The following is a 14,973-nucleotide window of genomic DNA, read 5'->3' as shown; positions in this document are numbered from 1 at the left end:
GGGCAACAACCCGGCCCGCCACGGCAATATCGGCGGCCTCGGGATGCCGATCCTGCTGTCCTGGGTCGTGGGCGGCGTCTTTGCTGCCGCGGCGGCCTGGGGGATCGGCAAGGTCGCGTTGGGGCTGCGCTCGGATTATCTGGCCATCGCCACACTGGGCATCGGCGAGATCATCGTGGCGGTCCTGAGGAACGAGGACTGGCTGGCGCGCGGCGTCAAGAACATCACATCGATCCCGCGTCCCGTCGCCTCCGAGATCGCCTTGCAGCGCAACCCTGACTTTGTGGATTTCGCCGCCCGATGGGGCTTTCCGGCGGCCGAGGCATCGGGGATCTGGGTCAAGCTGAGCTATCTGTCGCTGTTCCTGGTCGTGCTGCTGGTCATCATCCTGCTGGCGGAACTGGCACTGAAATCACCTTGGGGCCGCATGATGCGCGCGATCCGCGACAACGAGACCGCGGCCGAGGCCATGGGCAAGGACGTGACCCGCCGCCATCTGCAGGTGTTCATCCTGGGCTCGGCCGTGATCGGGGTTGCCGGCGCGATGATGGTGACGCTGGACGGCCTGCTGACGCCGACCAGCTATAACCCGCTGCGCTATACCTTCCTGATCTGGGTGATGGTGATCGTGGGCGGTTCGGGCAACAACTGGGGCGCAGTGCTGGGCGCCGTCACGATCTGGTTCCTGTGGATCAAGGCCGAGGTCTGGGGACCCGCGCTGATTGCCCTGCTGACCGGACCCTTGCCCGACAGCGCATTCAAGGCGCATCTGCTGGACAGCGCGCCGCACATGCGCTTCATCGCGATGGGACTGGTCCTGCTGCTGGTGCTGCGCTTTGCCCCGCGGGGCTTGCTGCCCGAGAAGTGACTGCAGCGGCCGTATTGCGAAAGGGGCGCGGATCAACCGCGCCCCTTGGGTGTTACTGGCAGTTGTTGCCCAGAACGGCACTGTGCCACAGCCGGCCGTCCGAGCCGCGCACCGTGCCCGCGCCCACCTGATAGCTGAGCTGGCCCATCACCTGCTCGCGCTGCGGAGTGGCGGACAACCATGTCGCAACGGCGCCTTCCGGCGTTCCCGCAGTGCCGACCAACTGTGCCACGCCGCAGGTCGGATAGCCGACGGCGCGCGCCCGGTCGACCACGTTCGAGCCGTTGGATCCAGCCACGTCGGCACGACCCATTTGTGCCATGTCGCAGGCATGCGCCAACGCGATCTGGTCCAGCAGCGCGTTCTGCTCCAGCACGGTCTTGCCCTCGGCGGAACGGGCGGCGTTGACACTTGCGGACAGGCGGGCGGACAAGGTGGCATCCCCGCTGCACTGGGCCGCCAACGCTTCCTCGACCGGCGGTTCGGTTTCCGGCAGCGAGATCAAGGGAACAGAGTCGCAGGCCACCATGAAGAAGGCGGCCGTGAGGGGCAGGATCGATCTGAACATGGAAGGCACCTCGAAAAAGATGCGCAATGCGCGCGTGACTGTTGTCGGCCAACGCCGGGGGTGCAGGCAGGTTCCGCCCAGAGCCTGCCGCGAAACTCTTGCAAGGTGCTGAAACCGCGCTTAAAGCGCATCCATGACCCAGCACCAGCGCCTTCTGATCATCGACTTCGGCAGCCAGGTGACGCAGCTGATTGCGCGTCGCCTGCGAGAGCTGAACGTTTATTGCGAAATCCACCCGTTCAACACGGTAACGGACCAGTCCCTGCGGGAGATGGCCCCGCAGGCGATCATCCTGTCGGGCAGTCCGGCCAGCGTGACGCAGGAGGCCAGCCCCCGCGCGCCGCAGGCGGTGTTCGACATGGGCGTGCCAGTCTTCGGCATCTGCTATGGCCAGCAGGTGATGATCGAACAACTGGGCGGCCGCGTCGAGGCGGGCCATCATGCCGAATACGGCCGCGCATTCATCGCGCCCGCGCCGGGGCACAAGTCCGACGGCATCTTTGCCCAGCTTTTCGGCACCGGGCGCGAGGAAGTGTGGATGAGCCATGGCGACCGGGTGACCAGCCTCGCTCCGGGTTTCGAGGTCATCGGCACCTCGCCCAATGCGCCCATGGCGATGATCGCGGACGAAACCCGCCATTTCTATGGCGTCCAGTTCCACCCTGAGGTGCATCATACGCCGAACGGGCGCACCATGCTGGAGAACTTTGTCCGGCTGGCGGGCTTTACCGGCGACTGGACCATGGCCTCCTACAAGGATGAGGCGATCCGCAAGATCCGTGAACAGGTGGGCGACCGCAAGGTCATCTGCGGCCTTTCCGGCGGCGTGGACAGCAGCGTCGCGGCCGTCCTGATCCACGAGGCGATCGGCGACCAGTTGACCTGCGTTTTTGTCGATCACGGGCTGCTGCGGCTGAACGAGGCGGACGAAGTCGTCAAGATGTTCCGCGACAACTACAATATCCCGCTGATCCACGCCGACGAGGCAGACCTGTTCCTGGGTTCGCTGGAAGGTGTCAGCGACCCCGAGGTCAAGCGCAAGACCATCGGGCGCCTGTTCATCGACGTATTCCAGAAATACGCCAGCGAGATCGAGGGCGCGGAATTCCTGGCGCAGGGTACGCTTTATCCGGACGTCATCGAGAGCGTCAGCTTCTCGGGTGGCCCCTCGGTCACGATCAAGTCGCACCACAACGTCGGTGGCCTGCCCGAGAAGATGGGCCTGAAGCTGGTGGAGCCCCTGCGCGAACTGTTCAAGGACGAGGTGCGCGAACTGGGCCGCGAACTGGGCCTGCCCGCCAGCTTCATCGGCCGCCACCCCTTTCCAGGCCCCGGCCTTGCCATCCGCTGCCCCGGAGAGATCACCCGCGAAAAGCTGGAAATCTTGCGCAAGGCGGATGCCGTCTTCATCGACCAGATCCGCAAGCACGGTCTTTATAACGAGATATGGCAGGCCTTCGTGGCCATCCTGCCCGTCCGCACGGTGGGCGTGATGGGCGACGGGCGCACGTATGACTTTGCCTGCGCGCTGCGGGCGGTGACCAGCGTGGACGGGATGACGGCGGATTATTATCCCTTCACTCACGAATTCCTGGGCGAAACCGCGACGCGGATCATCAACGAGGTGCGGGGCATCAACCGCTGCACCTATGACATCACCTCCAAGCCTCCGGGCACGATCGAATGGGAGTGACGCGGCACCGCGCCGCATGAGGACAAGAGGGCGCGCAGGGTAACCTGCGCGTCCTTTCCTTTTCCGGGATGCGCATGCCACGACTGATCCTTGTGCTGGGCGACCAGCTGTCGCATGACCTGTCGGCACTACGGGCGGCCGCGTCTGACGACGTGATCGTCATGGCCGAGGTGATGACCGAGGCCAGCTACGTCCGCCACCACCCCAAGAAGATCGCCTTTCTGTTCTCGGCCATGCGGCACTTTGCGGCTGAACTGCGCAACGCCGGCCGGACCGTGGCCTATACCGAACTGGACGATCCGGAGAACAGCCACTCGATTCTGGGCGAACTGCTGCGCCGCGCTGCCCAGTTTCAAGCAGACCGGGTTCTTGCCACCGAACCCGGGGAATGGCGCCTGATCCAGGCCTTGGGCGACCTGCCGATCCCCCTGCGCCAGTTGCCGGACGACCGCTTCCTGGCCAGCCATGCCGAATTCGAGGCTTGGGCCCAAGACCGCGAGGCGCTGCGGATGGAATGGTTCTATCGCCTGATGCGCCGCAAGACGGGCCTGCTGATGCAGGGCGACCAGCCCGAGGGGGGTTGGTGGAACTTTGACCGGGACAATCGCAAACCTGCGCGGCCCGACCTGCTGCGCCTGCCGCCCCCGATCTTTGCGCCCGACGACATCACGATACGGGTCCTGGACCTGGTCGAGGCGCGCTTTGGTCATCATTTCGGTGATCTGCGGCCCTTCGGCTTTGCCACCGACCGTGCGGGGGCGCTGCGCGTGCTGGATCATTTCATCGCCCATTCCCTGGACGAATTCGGCCCCTATCAGGACGCCATGCTGACGGATGATCCGTTCCTGCATCACTCGGTCCTGTCGCCCTATCTCAATGCGGGCCTCTTGTCGCCGCTGGAGGTCTGCGAGGCTGCGGCGCGTGCTTATACCGACAACAGGGTGCGTCTCAATTCAGCCGAAGGGTTCATCCGTCAGATCCTGGGCTGGCGCGAATTCATGCGCGGGATCTATTTCCTGGAAGGTCCCGATTATGTCGGCCGCAATGTCCTGCGTCACCATCGCGACCTGCCGCCGCTTTACTGGGGGGCACCGACGCGGATGAACTGCCTGGCGCAGGCCGTGGGGCAGACGCAGCGGCACGCCTATGCCCACCACAGCCAGCGCCTGATGGTCACGGGCAACTTTGCGCTTCTGGCAGGCTGCGATCCGCGGCAGGTGCATGAATGGTATCTGGAGGTTTACATCGATGCCTATGAATGGGTCGAGGCGCCCAACACCATCGGCATGAGCCAGTTCGCCGATGGCGGGCTGGCAGGATCCAAGCCTTATGTCAGTTCGGGAAACTACATCAACAGGATGTCGGATTATTGCCGCGGCTGTTCCTATGATGTGGCGCAAAAGACGGGACAGGATGCCTGCCCGTTCAACCTTCTTTACTGGAATTTCCTGGACCGGCACCGTGACCGCTTCGAGGGAAATTCCCGCATCGGCGGCATCTATGCAACTTGGGACCGGATGGAGGAAGATCGCCGCGCCGCGATCCGCGCCCAGGCGGCCGATTTCCTGAACCGCATGGAGGCCGGCGCCCTAGTCTGACGCCCCGCTTGACGCGAACGGCCTCTGCCCCGATGCTGCATCCGCCCAACCTGAAAGGATGCGACATGGACTGTGCCTGCGGCCACCATCACCAAAGCCCCGTCGACCAGTCCGGTCAGACCGTGCCGCTGTCGCGGCCGCTGGTTACCATGCATGGCCGGCTGATCTGCGCGGACATGGGGCAGATGCTGTCCGCGCTGGACCTGCTGCCCGATCACGTGCAGCAGAGCCGCGCCGAACCCGGCTGCCTGCGCTTTGACGTGGGACAGGGGGACGACCCGCTGATCTGGTCCGTGGACGAGATCTTTGCCGACGAGGACGCCTTTGCCGTCCATCAGGCCCGCACCGCCGACAGCCAGTGGGCGCGCGACAGCGGCGAGATCGGCCGCGACTATCACCGCCACGACGTCATGCCGCTGATCCGGCTGGAACGCCCGCAGGACGAGGATGCGCTGGACCGCCTGCTGACCCGCAGCTTTGGCGGCCCGTCCGAGGCAAGGCTGGTCCGTGCGCTGCGGGCGGCGGGGGATCTGGCGGTGTCGGTCGTGGCCCATGTGCAGGGCCTGCCTGTCGGCCATGTGGCGCTGTCCCCCTTGCAGGCTGTCCGTCCCGCCTATGCGCTGGCACCGCTGGCCGTGCATCCTGCCCTGCAGGGCCGTGGCCTGGGGCATGCGCTGGTGCAGGCCGCGCTGGCGGCGGCTGGGGAATGCCCGGTTGTGGTGCTGGGTGATCCGGCCTTTTATGGCAAGGCAGGCTTTCGCCCCGCCGCACTGTCCTCTGCCTATGGTGACCTGATGATCCATGGCGATCTGCCCCGGAACAGCGCCGTCACCCACGCCGCCGCCTTTGCCGCGCTTTGACGCGGCCCGCGTGACCTTGCGCCGGGTCGCCGCAGGGTCCACATTTCGGTCAACGGACAGAAAGGACCGATCATGGCAGGCATCATGGTTTTTGACGCGACCGACCGCGCCCAGGCGTCAGGGGATTTCGGCAATCTTCCCGAATGGGACCTGACCGACCTTTATCCCGCGCCGGACAGCGCCGAACTGACCGCCGATGTCGAGCGCCTGGGCGGGATGGTCCAGGAGTTTGCCACGGCCTATCAGGGCAAGCTGGCCGACCTGACACCGGCGCAGATGCTGGAATGCATCGAGACGTCCGAGCAGATCGACATCCTGGCCGGACGCATCATGTCCTATGTCGGCCTGCGCTATTACCAGAACACGACCGACCCGCTGCGCGCCAAGCAGATGGGCGACCTGCAGGGCAAGCTGACCGACCTGACCACGCCGCTGGTCTTCTTCAGCCTCGAATTCAACCGCATTCCCGAGGACATCTACCAGACGCTCTTTGCCGCCCCGGACGGTCCCGCACGCTACAAGCCGGTCTTTGACCGCATGCGCGCGATGCGGCCCCACCAGTTGTCGGACGAGCTGGAGCAGTTCCTTCACGACAATTCGGTCGTGGGCGCGGCCGCCTGGAACCGCCTGTTCGACGAAACCACCGCCGCCCTCACCTTCGAGGTCGAGGGCGAGACGCTTGGCCTGGAAGCCACGCTGAACCTCCTGACCGATCACGACCGCGCGCGGCGCGAGACCGGGGCGCGTGCGCTGGCATCCGTCTTCACCGCGAATGTCGGGCTGTTTTCGCGCATCCACAACACGCTGGCCAAGGAAAAGGCCGTCGAGGACAAGTGGCGCAAGATGCCCACGCCGCAATATGGCCGCCACCTGTCGAACCATGTCGAGCCCGAGGTGGTCGAGGCGCTGCGCAATGCCGTCACCGCCGCCTATCCACGCCTGTCGCACCGCTATTACGCGCTGAAGGCCAGATGGCTGGGGCTGGACAAGCTGCAGGTCTGGGACCGCAACGCCCCCCTGCCGACAGAAACGCCCCGCACTATCGGCTGGGCCGAGGCGCGCCAGACGGTGCTGGATGCTTATGCCGGCTTCTCGCCCAGGCTGGCGGAACTGGCAGAGCCCTTCTTCGACAAGGGCTGGATCGATGCGGCGGTAAAGCCGGGCAAGGCACCGGGCGCCTTTGCGCATCCGACCGTCACCACGGCGCATCCCTATATCCTGCTGAACTACCTCGGCAAACCGCGCGACGTGATGACGCTGGCGCATGAACTGGGCCATGGCGTCCATCAGCGTCTGGCCGCAGGCCAGGGCGAAATGCTGGCCTCGACGCCGCTGACACTGGCCGAAACGGCTTCGGTCTTTGGCGAGATGCTGACCTTCCGCGCGCTGTTGGCCAAGACCACCGATCCAGTGCAGAAAAAGGCGCTGCTGGCCGGCAAGGTGGAGGACATGATCAACACGGTCGTCCGCCAGATCGCCTTTTACGACTTTGAATGCCGCCTGCATGCCGCGCGCGCCGAGGGCGAGTTGACGCCCGATGACATCAACACGATCTGGATGTCGGTGCAGCATGAAAGCCTGGGGCCGGTCTTCGAATACATGCCGGGATACGAGACCTTCTGGACCTATGTGCCGCATTTCGTGCATTCGCCCTTCTATGTCTATGCCTATGCCTTTGGTGATGGACTGGTGAATGCCCTTTACGCCGCGTACGAGGATGGTCTGCCCGATTTCCAGGACAAGTATTTTGCCCTGCTGTCGGCAGGCGGGTCGCAGCACCACAAGGAGTTGCTGGCTCCCTTTGGCCTCGATGCCTCGGATCCTGCCTTCTGGGACAAGGGCCTGTCGATGATCGAAGGCTTCATCGATCAGCTGGAGGCGCTGGAGGCGTGATCGCCCTGGAACCTGTCGGGCGCGACCAGCGCGCCCGCGTGGACCATGTCGCCGTCGCACCTGAACAGACGCCCTTCTGCGGCACGATCGCCGCCCACTTCGCCGCGGACGAACGCAGTTGCGACTTTCATGCCGTCACCCGGGACGGACGCGCGGTCGGCTTCTTCAAGATCGACCGCGATTATGCGGCGCTGATGGAGTTTGCAGCACCCGGTCAACTGGGGCTGCGGGGCATGATGATCGACCGTGCCGAACAGGGACGCGGGACCGGCAAGGCCGCAATGCACCGGATGCGCGCCTATCTGGTGGGGCATTACCCGTGGGCGCATGATTGCCTGCTGACGGTCAACATCAGCAACCCGGCGGCACGCGCGATCTATCTGACCGGCGGTTTTGTTGACGAAGGCGGGCTTTATCTGGGCGGCAATCTGGGCCCCCAGCACATCCTGAGACTGGATCTGACGGCAGGCGCTTGAGCGGGATGGCATCGGTCGCGTCCTTCGCTATTCTGGCGGCGGACACGAGGGGGCGCCCATGCTGAAACGGATCGCGATCGGGATTGTGCTGCTTGTTCTGGTCGGCGGGGCGGCATTTCTTGCCTTGGCCCCCGCCGCTGTCGAGCGGGCGCTGAACCCGATGACCATGCCAGAGGACGGCTGGCCCGTCAGCGCCGAGGCGCAGGCCCTGCATGACAGCCTGGTCATCGGCGACTGGCATTCGGACGCGCTGTTGTGGGACCGCGATCTGCTGCAGCGCGTGAACCGCGGCCATGCCGACATTCCCCGCCTGCAGGAGGGGAACATGGCTGTACAGGTTTTCACGACCGTGACGAAAAGCCCGCGCGGCCAGAACTATGATCATAACAGTGCGGCGGCCGGAGACAGCATCACGCCGCTGTTCATCGGCCAGCTGCGTCCGCCGCGGTCCTGGTTCTCGTTGCGCGAGCGGGCGCTGGTGCAGGCCGCGGCACTGCAGGATGCAGCGGAACGCGCCCCGGACCAGCTGCGCCTGATCCGGACGCGGGACGACCTGCAGGCGGTGCTAGACGAGCGTGCGGCAGGTGGACAGGTGTTGGGCGCGATCCTTGGCTCCGAAGGGGGGCATCCGCTGGAGGGTGACCTGGACAACCTCGAGGTACTCTACGACGCAGGCTTTCGCCTGATGGGGCTGACGCATTTCTTCGACAACCAGTTGGGCGGCAGCCTGCATGGCGAGGGTGGAAGCGGCGGGGGCCTGTCGGATTTCGGCCGTCAGGTCGTCGACCGCATGATGCAACTGGGCATGATCATCGACGTGACCCACGCCGCCCCCCGGATGGTCGAGGATGTGCTGTCAATACCCGGCGCCCGGCCGGTCCTGTCCCATACCGGCATCAGCGCCCAGTGCCCCAGCCCGCGCAACCTGCCCGATGACCTTGTAAGGCACATTGCCCGAGCGGGTGGTCTGATCGGCGTCGGGTTCTGGTCGGATGTCGTTTGCGGCCGCACGCCGGCTGATGTGGCCGACGCCATCGCCGCCGCAATCGAGGTCGCGGGCGAGGATCACGTTTCGCTCGGGTCGGACTGGGACGGGTCGGTTGATTCGCCCTTTGATGCGGCGCATCTGTCCGCCCTGACGCAGGCGCTGCTGGACCAGGGCCTGTCCGAGACGCAGATCGCCAAGGTCATGGGGGGTAACATGATGGCCTATCTGGCCGAGGTTCTGCCTGCCCAATGATTGCGGCTTGACTGAAATGGCATCTGCCACTGCGGCACCGGGTGATGCAAATAACCAACACTGTGCGACAGCCGGATAAAAGGGGGAACCAGTCTGTGGGGATTGCGTTGCAAGCTCAGGTGGTTATCCAACAGGAGACGTTGAAATGCAGAAGAAGATCCTTGGCCTGACGGCCGTTCTGGCAATGATGACCTTGGCCGCGTGCGAGACCGTGCAAGGTGCAGGCCGTGACATTTCGACCGCCGGTTCCGTGGTCCAGCAGGAAAGCGCCCAGGTTCAGGCAGGCATGTAAGCCCTTTTCTTGCGCTCTGGACAAAGCCTCCCGCAGGATCCTGCAGGGGGGCTTTTTCCTGCCGTGATCCGCATTCCTGCCGAACCGGAACAGGTGCATCAACCGTCTTGCATCCGGCAGGCGCAAATGGGACCATTCTCTTCAGGCATGGCGTTCCTCGTTCTTGTGACTGTGCACAGTGCGGCAGACCTAGTGCCGATCATCTTGGCAAGAGAGGTGAAGATGCGAACTCTTCTGTTTGTTCTGCTGTTGATGCCGCTGCCTGCCGCCGCATTCACGGCCCAGAACGGGATGAGGGTGGAACAGGTCGGCTCTACCGAGATTGCCGTTGCCTTTCGTCCGGATCGGTCGGACACCGACTATTGGTGCGCGGCAGGGGACTTTGTGCAGCGTGCGCTGCGCCAGCCTGTGAACACGCGATTCTGGCGGGCCTCGGCCAAGCCGCGCAGGGCTGGCGAAGGAATCCTCTTCACGCTTGACGAGGCGCAGAAGGCCGAGGGTGCAGGGTTGTCGCAGTTCGGCTCGGGTCCACGAGACGGCGCGATGTCGGCCGGACAGGCTGTGGCCGCACACTGCCGGTGGCTGCTGCCGCTGTGGAACGACTGAGGTTCGCCAAATGTTGTTTCCGGGCAGTCGTGCCGAAAAGGCGTGGATATGATCGGAAACATCTTAAGTTGCCGTTCTTCTGCGCCTGATCCGGCACCTTGAGAAGGTCAGATGATCCGTCGCCGCAGGTGACCCGCATCGGAAGGGTTCGACAGAGCATATCCTGCACCGGTTGATCACCTTGGACAGCATGCGGCACGCATACGTGGCTGCGTCACCAAGTTGGACATAGAGATATCGTCTCGGGTGAATTGTGCCATCCTGCCGCAACACAGGCACCCTCATGCAAGGATGTTTTCAGGCGCCACTTTCAGCAATAGGCCACCCGGTGCAATATCCGAAGCCAATGAAGGAACGGTGTCAGTGAGGGACTGCACCAAACTGCCCGGTCAAAGCGCAACAGCAAAAGCTGGAAGCAGCGCTTCAGGGTGATAAGGTGTCGCGGTTGGAGGGCCGGCCGTAAGAGACATCCACAGTCCCGTCCCGGCCTTCCTGATCAGCCTCCTCAGCTGTCCATCTTCAACGCTTGAATGAACGCCGTCTGCGGGATTTCCACCTTGCCGAACTGGCGCATCTTCTTCTTGCCGGCCTTCTGCTTTTCCAGAAGCTTCTTCTTGCGGGTCGCGTCTCCGCCATAGCACTTGGCGGTCACGTCCTTGCGCATGGCCGACAGCGTTTCCCGCGCAATCACGCGCGAACCGATGGCTGCCTGGATCGGGATCTTGAACATGTGCCGCGGGATCAGCTCTTTCAGCTTTTCGACCATGACACGGCCACGGCTTTCGGCACGGTCGCGATGGACCATGATCGACATGGCATCCACGGGCTCGTCATTGACCAGGATCGACATCTTGACCAGGTAATCCTCGCGGTATTCGCTGATCTGGTAGTCGAAGCTGGCATAGCCCTTGGTAACCGATTTCAGCCGGTCGTAGAAATCGAAGACGACCTCGGCCAGCGGCAGGTCGTAAACGACCATCGCGCGGCTGCCCGCATAGGTCAGGTCCATCTGGATCCCGCGCCGGTCCTGACACAATTTCAACACGTCGCCCAGATAATCGTCGGGCACCATGATCGTGGCCTTGATGCGCGGTTCTTCGATATGGTCAACCAGCGTCAGGTCGGGCATGTCGGCCGGGTTGTGCAGGTCGCGCACCTCTCCGTCGCGCATGTGCAGCTTGAAGACCACGGACGGCGCGGTCGTGATCAGGTCGAGGTCGTATTCCCGCTCCAGCCGGTCGCGGATCACCTCGAGGTGCAGAAGGCCGAGGAAACCGCAGCGGAATCCGAAGCCGAGCGCGGCCGAGGTTTCCATTTCGTAGCTGAAGGAAGCGTCGTTCAGGGCCAGCTTTTCGATCGCGTCGCGCAGCGGCTCGAAGTCGTTGGCGTCCACCGGAAAGAGGCCGCAAAAGACCACCGGCTGCGCCGGCTTGAAGCCCGGCAGCGCCTTGGTCGCCGGCTTTCGCTCGTGGGTGATGGTGTCGCCCACGCGGGTATCGCGCACCTGCTTGATCGAGCCGGTAAAGACGCCGATCTCACCGGGCCCCAACTCCTCGATGTCCTTCATCGCCGGGGTCAGCACGGCCAGCTTGTCCAACCGGTGGGTGGCGCCGGTCTGCATCATCTTGATGTGGTCGCCCTTTCGGATGACGCCATCCATCACGCGGATCATGACCACGACACCCAGATAGGCATCGTACCAACTGTCCACCAGCATCGCCGTCAGGGGCGCATCGCGGTCGCCCTTGGGGGCCGGCAGGCGTGTGACAATGGCTTCCAGCACATCGGGAATGCCCAGGCCCGTCTTGGCGCTGATGGCGATCGCCTCGGACGCATCGATGCCGATCACGTCCTCGATCTGCGCCTTGACACGATCGGGTTCCGAGGCCGGCAGGTCGATCTTGTTCAGGACGGGCACGATCTCGTGCCCCGCGTCGATGGCCTGGTAAACGTTGGCCAGCGTCTGCGCCTCCACCCCCTGGGTGGCGTCCACGACCAGCAACGATCCTTCGACCGCGCGCATCGAGCGGCTGACCTCATAGGCAAAGTCGACATGGCCGGGCGTGTCGATCAGGTTCAGCACATAGGTCCGGCCGTCCTTGGCCGGATAGCTGATGCGAACGGTGTTCGCCTTGATGGTGATCCCCCGCTCCCGCTCGATATCCATGCTGTCCAGCATCTGGGCCTTCATGTCGCGTTCGGCGACAGTGCCCGTCAACTGGATCAGCCGGTCGGCCAGCGTGGATTTTCCGTGGTCGATATGGGCCACGATCGAAAAGTTGCGGATGAGGGAAAGCTCGGTCATGGCCGGGCTATACAGGGGCGCGAGGGCCACGAAAAGAGGGTTTCGCGGCCCTTGTGCGAATGTGTCAGGGGACAGTGGGCAGATGCGCGGCTTCCAGCATCAGGCGCGCGACCTCGGCCGACGAGGCCGGGTTCTGGCCGGTCACCAGCTTGCCGTCCGCCAAGGCGAAAGGCTGCCAGTCGGGGCCGCATTCATAGCGTCCCCCTTTCGCCTTCAGCTGGTCCTCCAGCAGGAACGGAACGCTGTCGGCAAGGCCCACGGCCTTTTCCTCGGCGTTGGAAAATCCTGCAACCCTGCGGCCATCGATCAGCGACACACCGGATGACAGGCGCGCCGTCAAAAGGCCGGCCGGTCCGTGGCAGACGGCCCCCACCACCGCACCCTTTTCCCAAGCCGTGGTCAGAAGATCGGCCAGAGCCTGAGATTCGGGAAGATCCCACATCGTGCCATGTCCCCCCGGCAGGAACACGATGTCGCAACCCGAGACTTCGACATCCTCGACCTTCTCGGTATAGGACAAACGGTTCATTGCCGCGTCATCGGCCCAGAAGCGGCGGACTTCTTCGGTCACGGCATCGCCTTCGGCCGAAGACGGATCGGCCGGAGGCTGGCCCCCGGCAATGCTGGCCAGTTCCACCTGATAACCGGCGTCCGAAAGGATCCAGTAAGGGGCCGCCAGTTCTTCCCAGAAAAAGCCGGTGGGCTTGCCGGTGTCGCCCAACTGGTCGTGCGATGTCAGGATGATCAGGGCCTTGGGCATGATATGCTCCTTGCAAGGGGATATGCGTACCCTTGTCAGGGCCCGCTGCTTGTCACCACAATGAACGGCCGGCGGCGGGGGTTCCTTGACGGCCTGTCGCGGAGGCGCCTGGGCGGAACCGGCAGGTTCCGCAGCCGGCAAGACTCCTCGATGGAGCCACCGCCGGCTTGCCTGCCTGCACGGGTTCGGAAGCCAGCATGCTTCCTGCATGATGCACGCGACCGCATGCATGATTGAGCGAGGCGCACGTTCCTGATATATCTGTCAGGCGGGCAGCAAGACCGGAGCAACCGGCCGCCCGGCAGGCATAACGGAACCATCGAGGAGACAGTCCATGCTGAACCGTTTCGTGATCGCAGCCGCCGCGATTATCATGACCACGCCGCTGGCCATGGCAGGCCCCATCGATACGGCCTGCGTCCGTTCGGACCGCGCGCGCGGCAATGCGCCGCTGTGCGGCTGCATCCAGCAGGTGGCAAACCAGACCTTGTCGCGGTCTGACCAACGCCGCGCCGCGCAGTTCTTCAAGGATCCCCACCGGGCACAAGAGGTGCGGACATCCAAGCGCGACACCGACAGTGCGTTCTGGAACCGTTACCGCAGCTTTGCCAGCCGCGCCGAGGCCCTTTGCCGCTGAAGATCTGATAATGGCACGCCAAGGGGCCATGCCCCTGGCGTTTCAAGGCGGCCGTCCGTTCGAATGCTTCAGCCGAGACGCGCCAAAATCTCATCCGTCAAGGCTGCCATCTCTGCCACGGCGGGACCGGAGCGGGCGCGTTCGATCGCGCCCAGGCCCTGCCCCAGGGTTTCCGCATAGGTGACACGGTTGGAAACCTGCGTGGCTGCCACCTCGCCCCCCAGTTCGCCTGCCTTGGTGGCCACATCCAATGACAGGCGGGTGTTCGGGCGCGTGCGATTCAGCACGACCAGCACCGCCGCCCTTTCACGCCGCGCGAGGTCCAATACCCCTTCCGTCGCCCAAAGATCGACATGGCTGGCGGCAACAGGCACAAGAACCAGGTCCGCAACGCGCAGAGCCGGCCTCAGGTCGCTGTCGATCTTGGGCGGTGTGTCGATGATCACGTAGTCAAAGCGCTTTTTCAGCTTTTCGGACTCGTAGCTCGCCCCCCAAGCCGATGAGGTCGAAAAATCCATCGCCTCATCCTCGCCCCGCGTGTTCATGCGCTCCATGAACCAGCGCCCGAGGCTGCCCTGCGGATCGGTATCGACAAGGGCCACCGAATGACCGCGCGCATGCAGGCAGACCGCAAGGTTCACCGCCAGCGTCGTCTTGCCCGAACCGCCCTTTTGCTGGGCCACGGTGATGATCCGGCCTGCCATTCCACTGCTCTCCTGTTTGACCGTCGCAGGTTAACAGGCAGTGCCGTGATTGCACGGCCTTTCTGCACCCGCAGCATGCCGGTCAGGGAAAGACCGCCTGCACCTCGTACAGCACCGGCTCGAAGCTCTTGCACATGGCGTGGATGTCGCGGTTGCGGCGGCGCATTTCGTCGGTGCGCAGCATGGCCTGATAATCCTTGCGGTCCTGCCACTGGGAATAGGTGGCGATGCGGGTCTGGGCGTCGTTCAGGTGGATGGCGCCCCCCAGGCAGCCGGGCTGGCGGCTGATCACCTGGTCCCAGGCCTCGGTCAGCAGGTCCAGCACGTCATGAGCGTTGCCGGGGGTGACCTCGAAGATCGTGATCACCGTTTGACCGTCGAAATTGCGGGAGATGCGGGGCATGGCGGGCTGTCCTTTTCGTGGCATGGCTCTGCCGGTCCAGCCTAGACCCGCAGGACGCATGCTGCCAAGC

At 64.2% G+C, this 14,973-nt stretch carries 15 protein-coding genes; 10 read left to right on the top strand and 5 right to left on the bottom strand.

Annotated elements, in window-relative coordinates:
* Nucleotides 1–868, top strand: an 868-nt coding sequence (locus tag ACLHHB_RS03785) for a branched-chain amino acid ABC transporter permease (RefSeq protein ID WP_410216953.1), incomplete at its 5' end; no start/stop codon positions are given.
* Nucleotides 869–920: 52 nt separating this feature from the next.
* Here the strand turns inward: ACLHHB_RS03785 and ACLHHB_RS03780 are convergent.
* Complete coding sequence (locus ACLHHB_RS03780; RefSeq protein ID WP_410216952.1) at nucleotides 921–1,436, bottom strand: CAP domain-containing protein; 516 nt, start codon at nucleotides 1,434–1,436, stop codon at nucleotides 921–923.
* 133 nt (nucleotides 1,437–1,569) lie between these two features.
* Between ACLHHB_RS03780 and guaA the strand changes: the two genes are divergently transcribed.
* The 8 genes from guaA (at nucleotide 1,570) to ACLHHB_RS03740 (ending at nucleotide 10,094) form a co-directional block, all read left to right on the top strand.
* Nucleotides 1,570–3,129, top strand: a complete 1,560-nt coding sequence (gene guaA / locus ACLHHB_RS03775) for a glutamine-hydrolyzing GMP synthase (protein ID WP_410216951.1) — start codon at nucleotides 1,570–1,572, stop codon at nucleotides 3,127–3,129.
* A gap of 74 nt (nucleotides 3,130–3,203) precedes the next feature.
* Complete coding sequence (locus ACLHHB_RS03770; RefSeq protein WP_410216950.1) at nucleotides 3,204–4,727, top strand: cryptochrome/photolyase family protein; 1,524 nt, start codon at nucleotides 3,204–3,206, stop codon at nucleotides 4,725–4,727.
* 65 nt (nucleotides 4,728–4,792) lie between these two features.
* The gene (locus ACLHHB_RS03765; RefSeq protein WP_410216949.1) at nucleotides 4,793–5,587 is read left to right on the top strand and encodes a GNAT family N-acetyltransferase; all 795 of its coding nucleotides are present in this window, start codon (nucleotides 4,793–4,795) and stop codon (nucleotides 5,585–5,587) included.
* A gap of 72 nt (nucleotides 5,588–5,659) precedes the next feature.
* Nucleotides 5,660–7,480: a M3 family oligoendopeptidase gene (locus ACLHHB_RS03760; protein ID WP_410216948.1), complete on the top strand. Its 1,821-nt coding sequence runs from the start codon at nucleotides 5,660–5,662 to the stop codon at nucleotides 7,478–7,480.
* The gene (locus ACLHHB_RS03755; protein ID WP_410216947.1) at nucleotides 7,477–7,956 is read left to right on the top strand and encodes a GNAT family N-acetyltransferase; all 480 of its coding nucleotides are present in this window, start codon (nucleotides 7,477–7,479) and stop codon (nucleotides 7,954–7,956) included. The genes ACLHHB_RS03760 and ACLHHB_RS03755 overlap by 4 nt, the downstream gene beginning before the upstream one ends.
* A gap of 58 nt (nucleotides 7,957–8,014) precedes the next feature.
* Entirely contained in the window at nucleotides 8,015–9,196 is a 1,182-nt protein-coding gene (locus ACLHHB_RS03750) for a dipeptidase (protein WP_410216946.1), read from the top strand.
* Between the two features lie 145 nt (nucleotides 9,197–9,341).
* Nucleotides 9,342–9,488, top strand: a complete 147-nt coding sequence (locus ACLHHB_RS03745; protein ID WP_410216945.1) for an entericidin A/B family lipoprotein — start codon at nucleotides 9,342–9,344, stop codon at nucleotides 9,486–9,488.
* 222 nt (nucleotides 9,489–9,710) lie between these two features.
* Entirely contained in the window at nucleotides 9,711–10,094 is a 384-nt protein-coding gene (locus ACLHHB_RS03740) for a hypothetical protein (RefSeq protein WP_410216944.1), read from the top strand.
* A gap of 505 nt (nucleotides 10,095–10,599) precedes the next feature.
* On the opposite strand, the gene lepA is transcribed toward ACLHHB_RS03740, so the two are convergent.
* On the bottom strand, nucleotides 10,600–12,399 hold the full coding sequence (gene lepA / locus ACLHHB_RS03735) for a translation elongation factor 4 (RefSeq protein ID WP_410216943.1): 1,800 nt from the start codon (nucleotides 12,397–12,399) through the stop codon (nucleotides 10,600–10,602).
* Nucleotides 12,400–12,463: 64 nt separating this feature from the next.
* A complete protein-coding gene (locus ACLHHB_RS03730; RefSeq protein WP_410216942.1) occupies nucleotides 12,464–13,159 on the bottom strand; it encodes a type 1 glutamine amidotransferase domain-containing protein in 696 nt (231 codons plus the stop codon).
* A 334-nt stretch (nucleotides 13,160–13,493) separates the two neighbouring features.
* Between ACLHHB_RS03730 and ACLHHB_RS03725 the strand changes: the two genes are divergently transcribed.
* Nucleotides 13,494–13,796, top strand: coding sequence for a hypothetical protein (locus ACLHHB_RS03725; protein ID WP_410216941.1), 303 nt, complete (start codon nucleotides 13,494–13,496; stop codon nucleotides 13,794–13,796).
* A gap of 68 nt (nucleotides 13,797–13,864) precedes the next feature.
* Here the strand turns inward: ACLHHB_RS03725 and parA are convergent, their stop codons facing one another.
* Nucleotides 13,865–14,500 carry a ParA family partition ATPase gene (gene parA, locus ACLHHB_RS03720; protein ID WP_410216940.1) on the bottom strand — a complete coding sequence of 212 codons (636 nt, stop codon included), beginning with the start codon at nucleotides 14,498–14,500 and terminating at the stop codon, nucleotides 13,865–13,867.
* Nucleotides 14,501–14,582: 82 nt separating this feature from the next.
* Entirely contained in the window at nucleotides 14,583–14,903 is a 321-nt protein-coding gene (locus ACLHHB_RS03715; RefSeq protein WP_410216939.1) for an antibiotic biosynthesis monooxygenase family protein, read from the bottom strand.
* Nucleotides 14,904–14,973 lie beyond the last annotated feature (70 nt).

It is taken from the genome of Paracoccus sp. (in: a-proteobacteria), assembly GCF_046462195.1.
GTDB lineage: Bacteria > Pseudomonadota > Alphaproteobacteria > Rhodobacterales > Rhodobacteraceae > Paracoccus.
The sequence above is the reverse complement of the archived record's forward strand: the minus strand, read 5'-3'. Positions and strand labels throughout refer to the sequence as shown.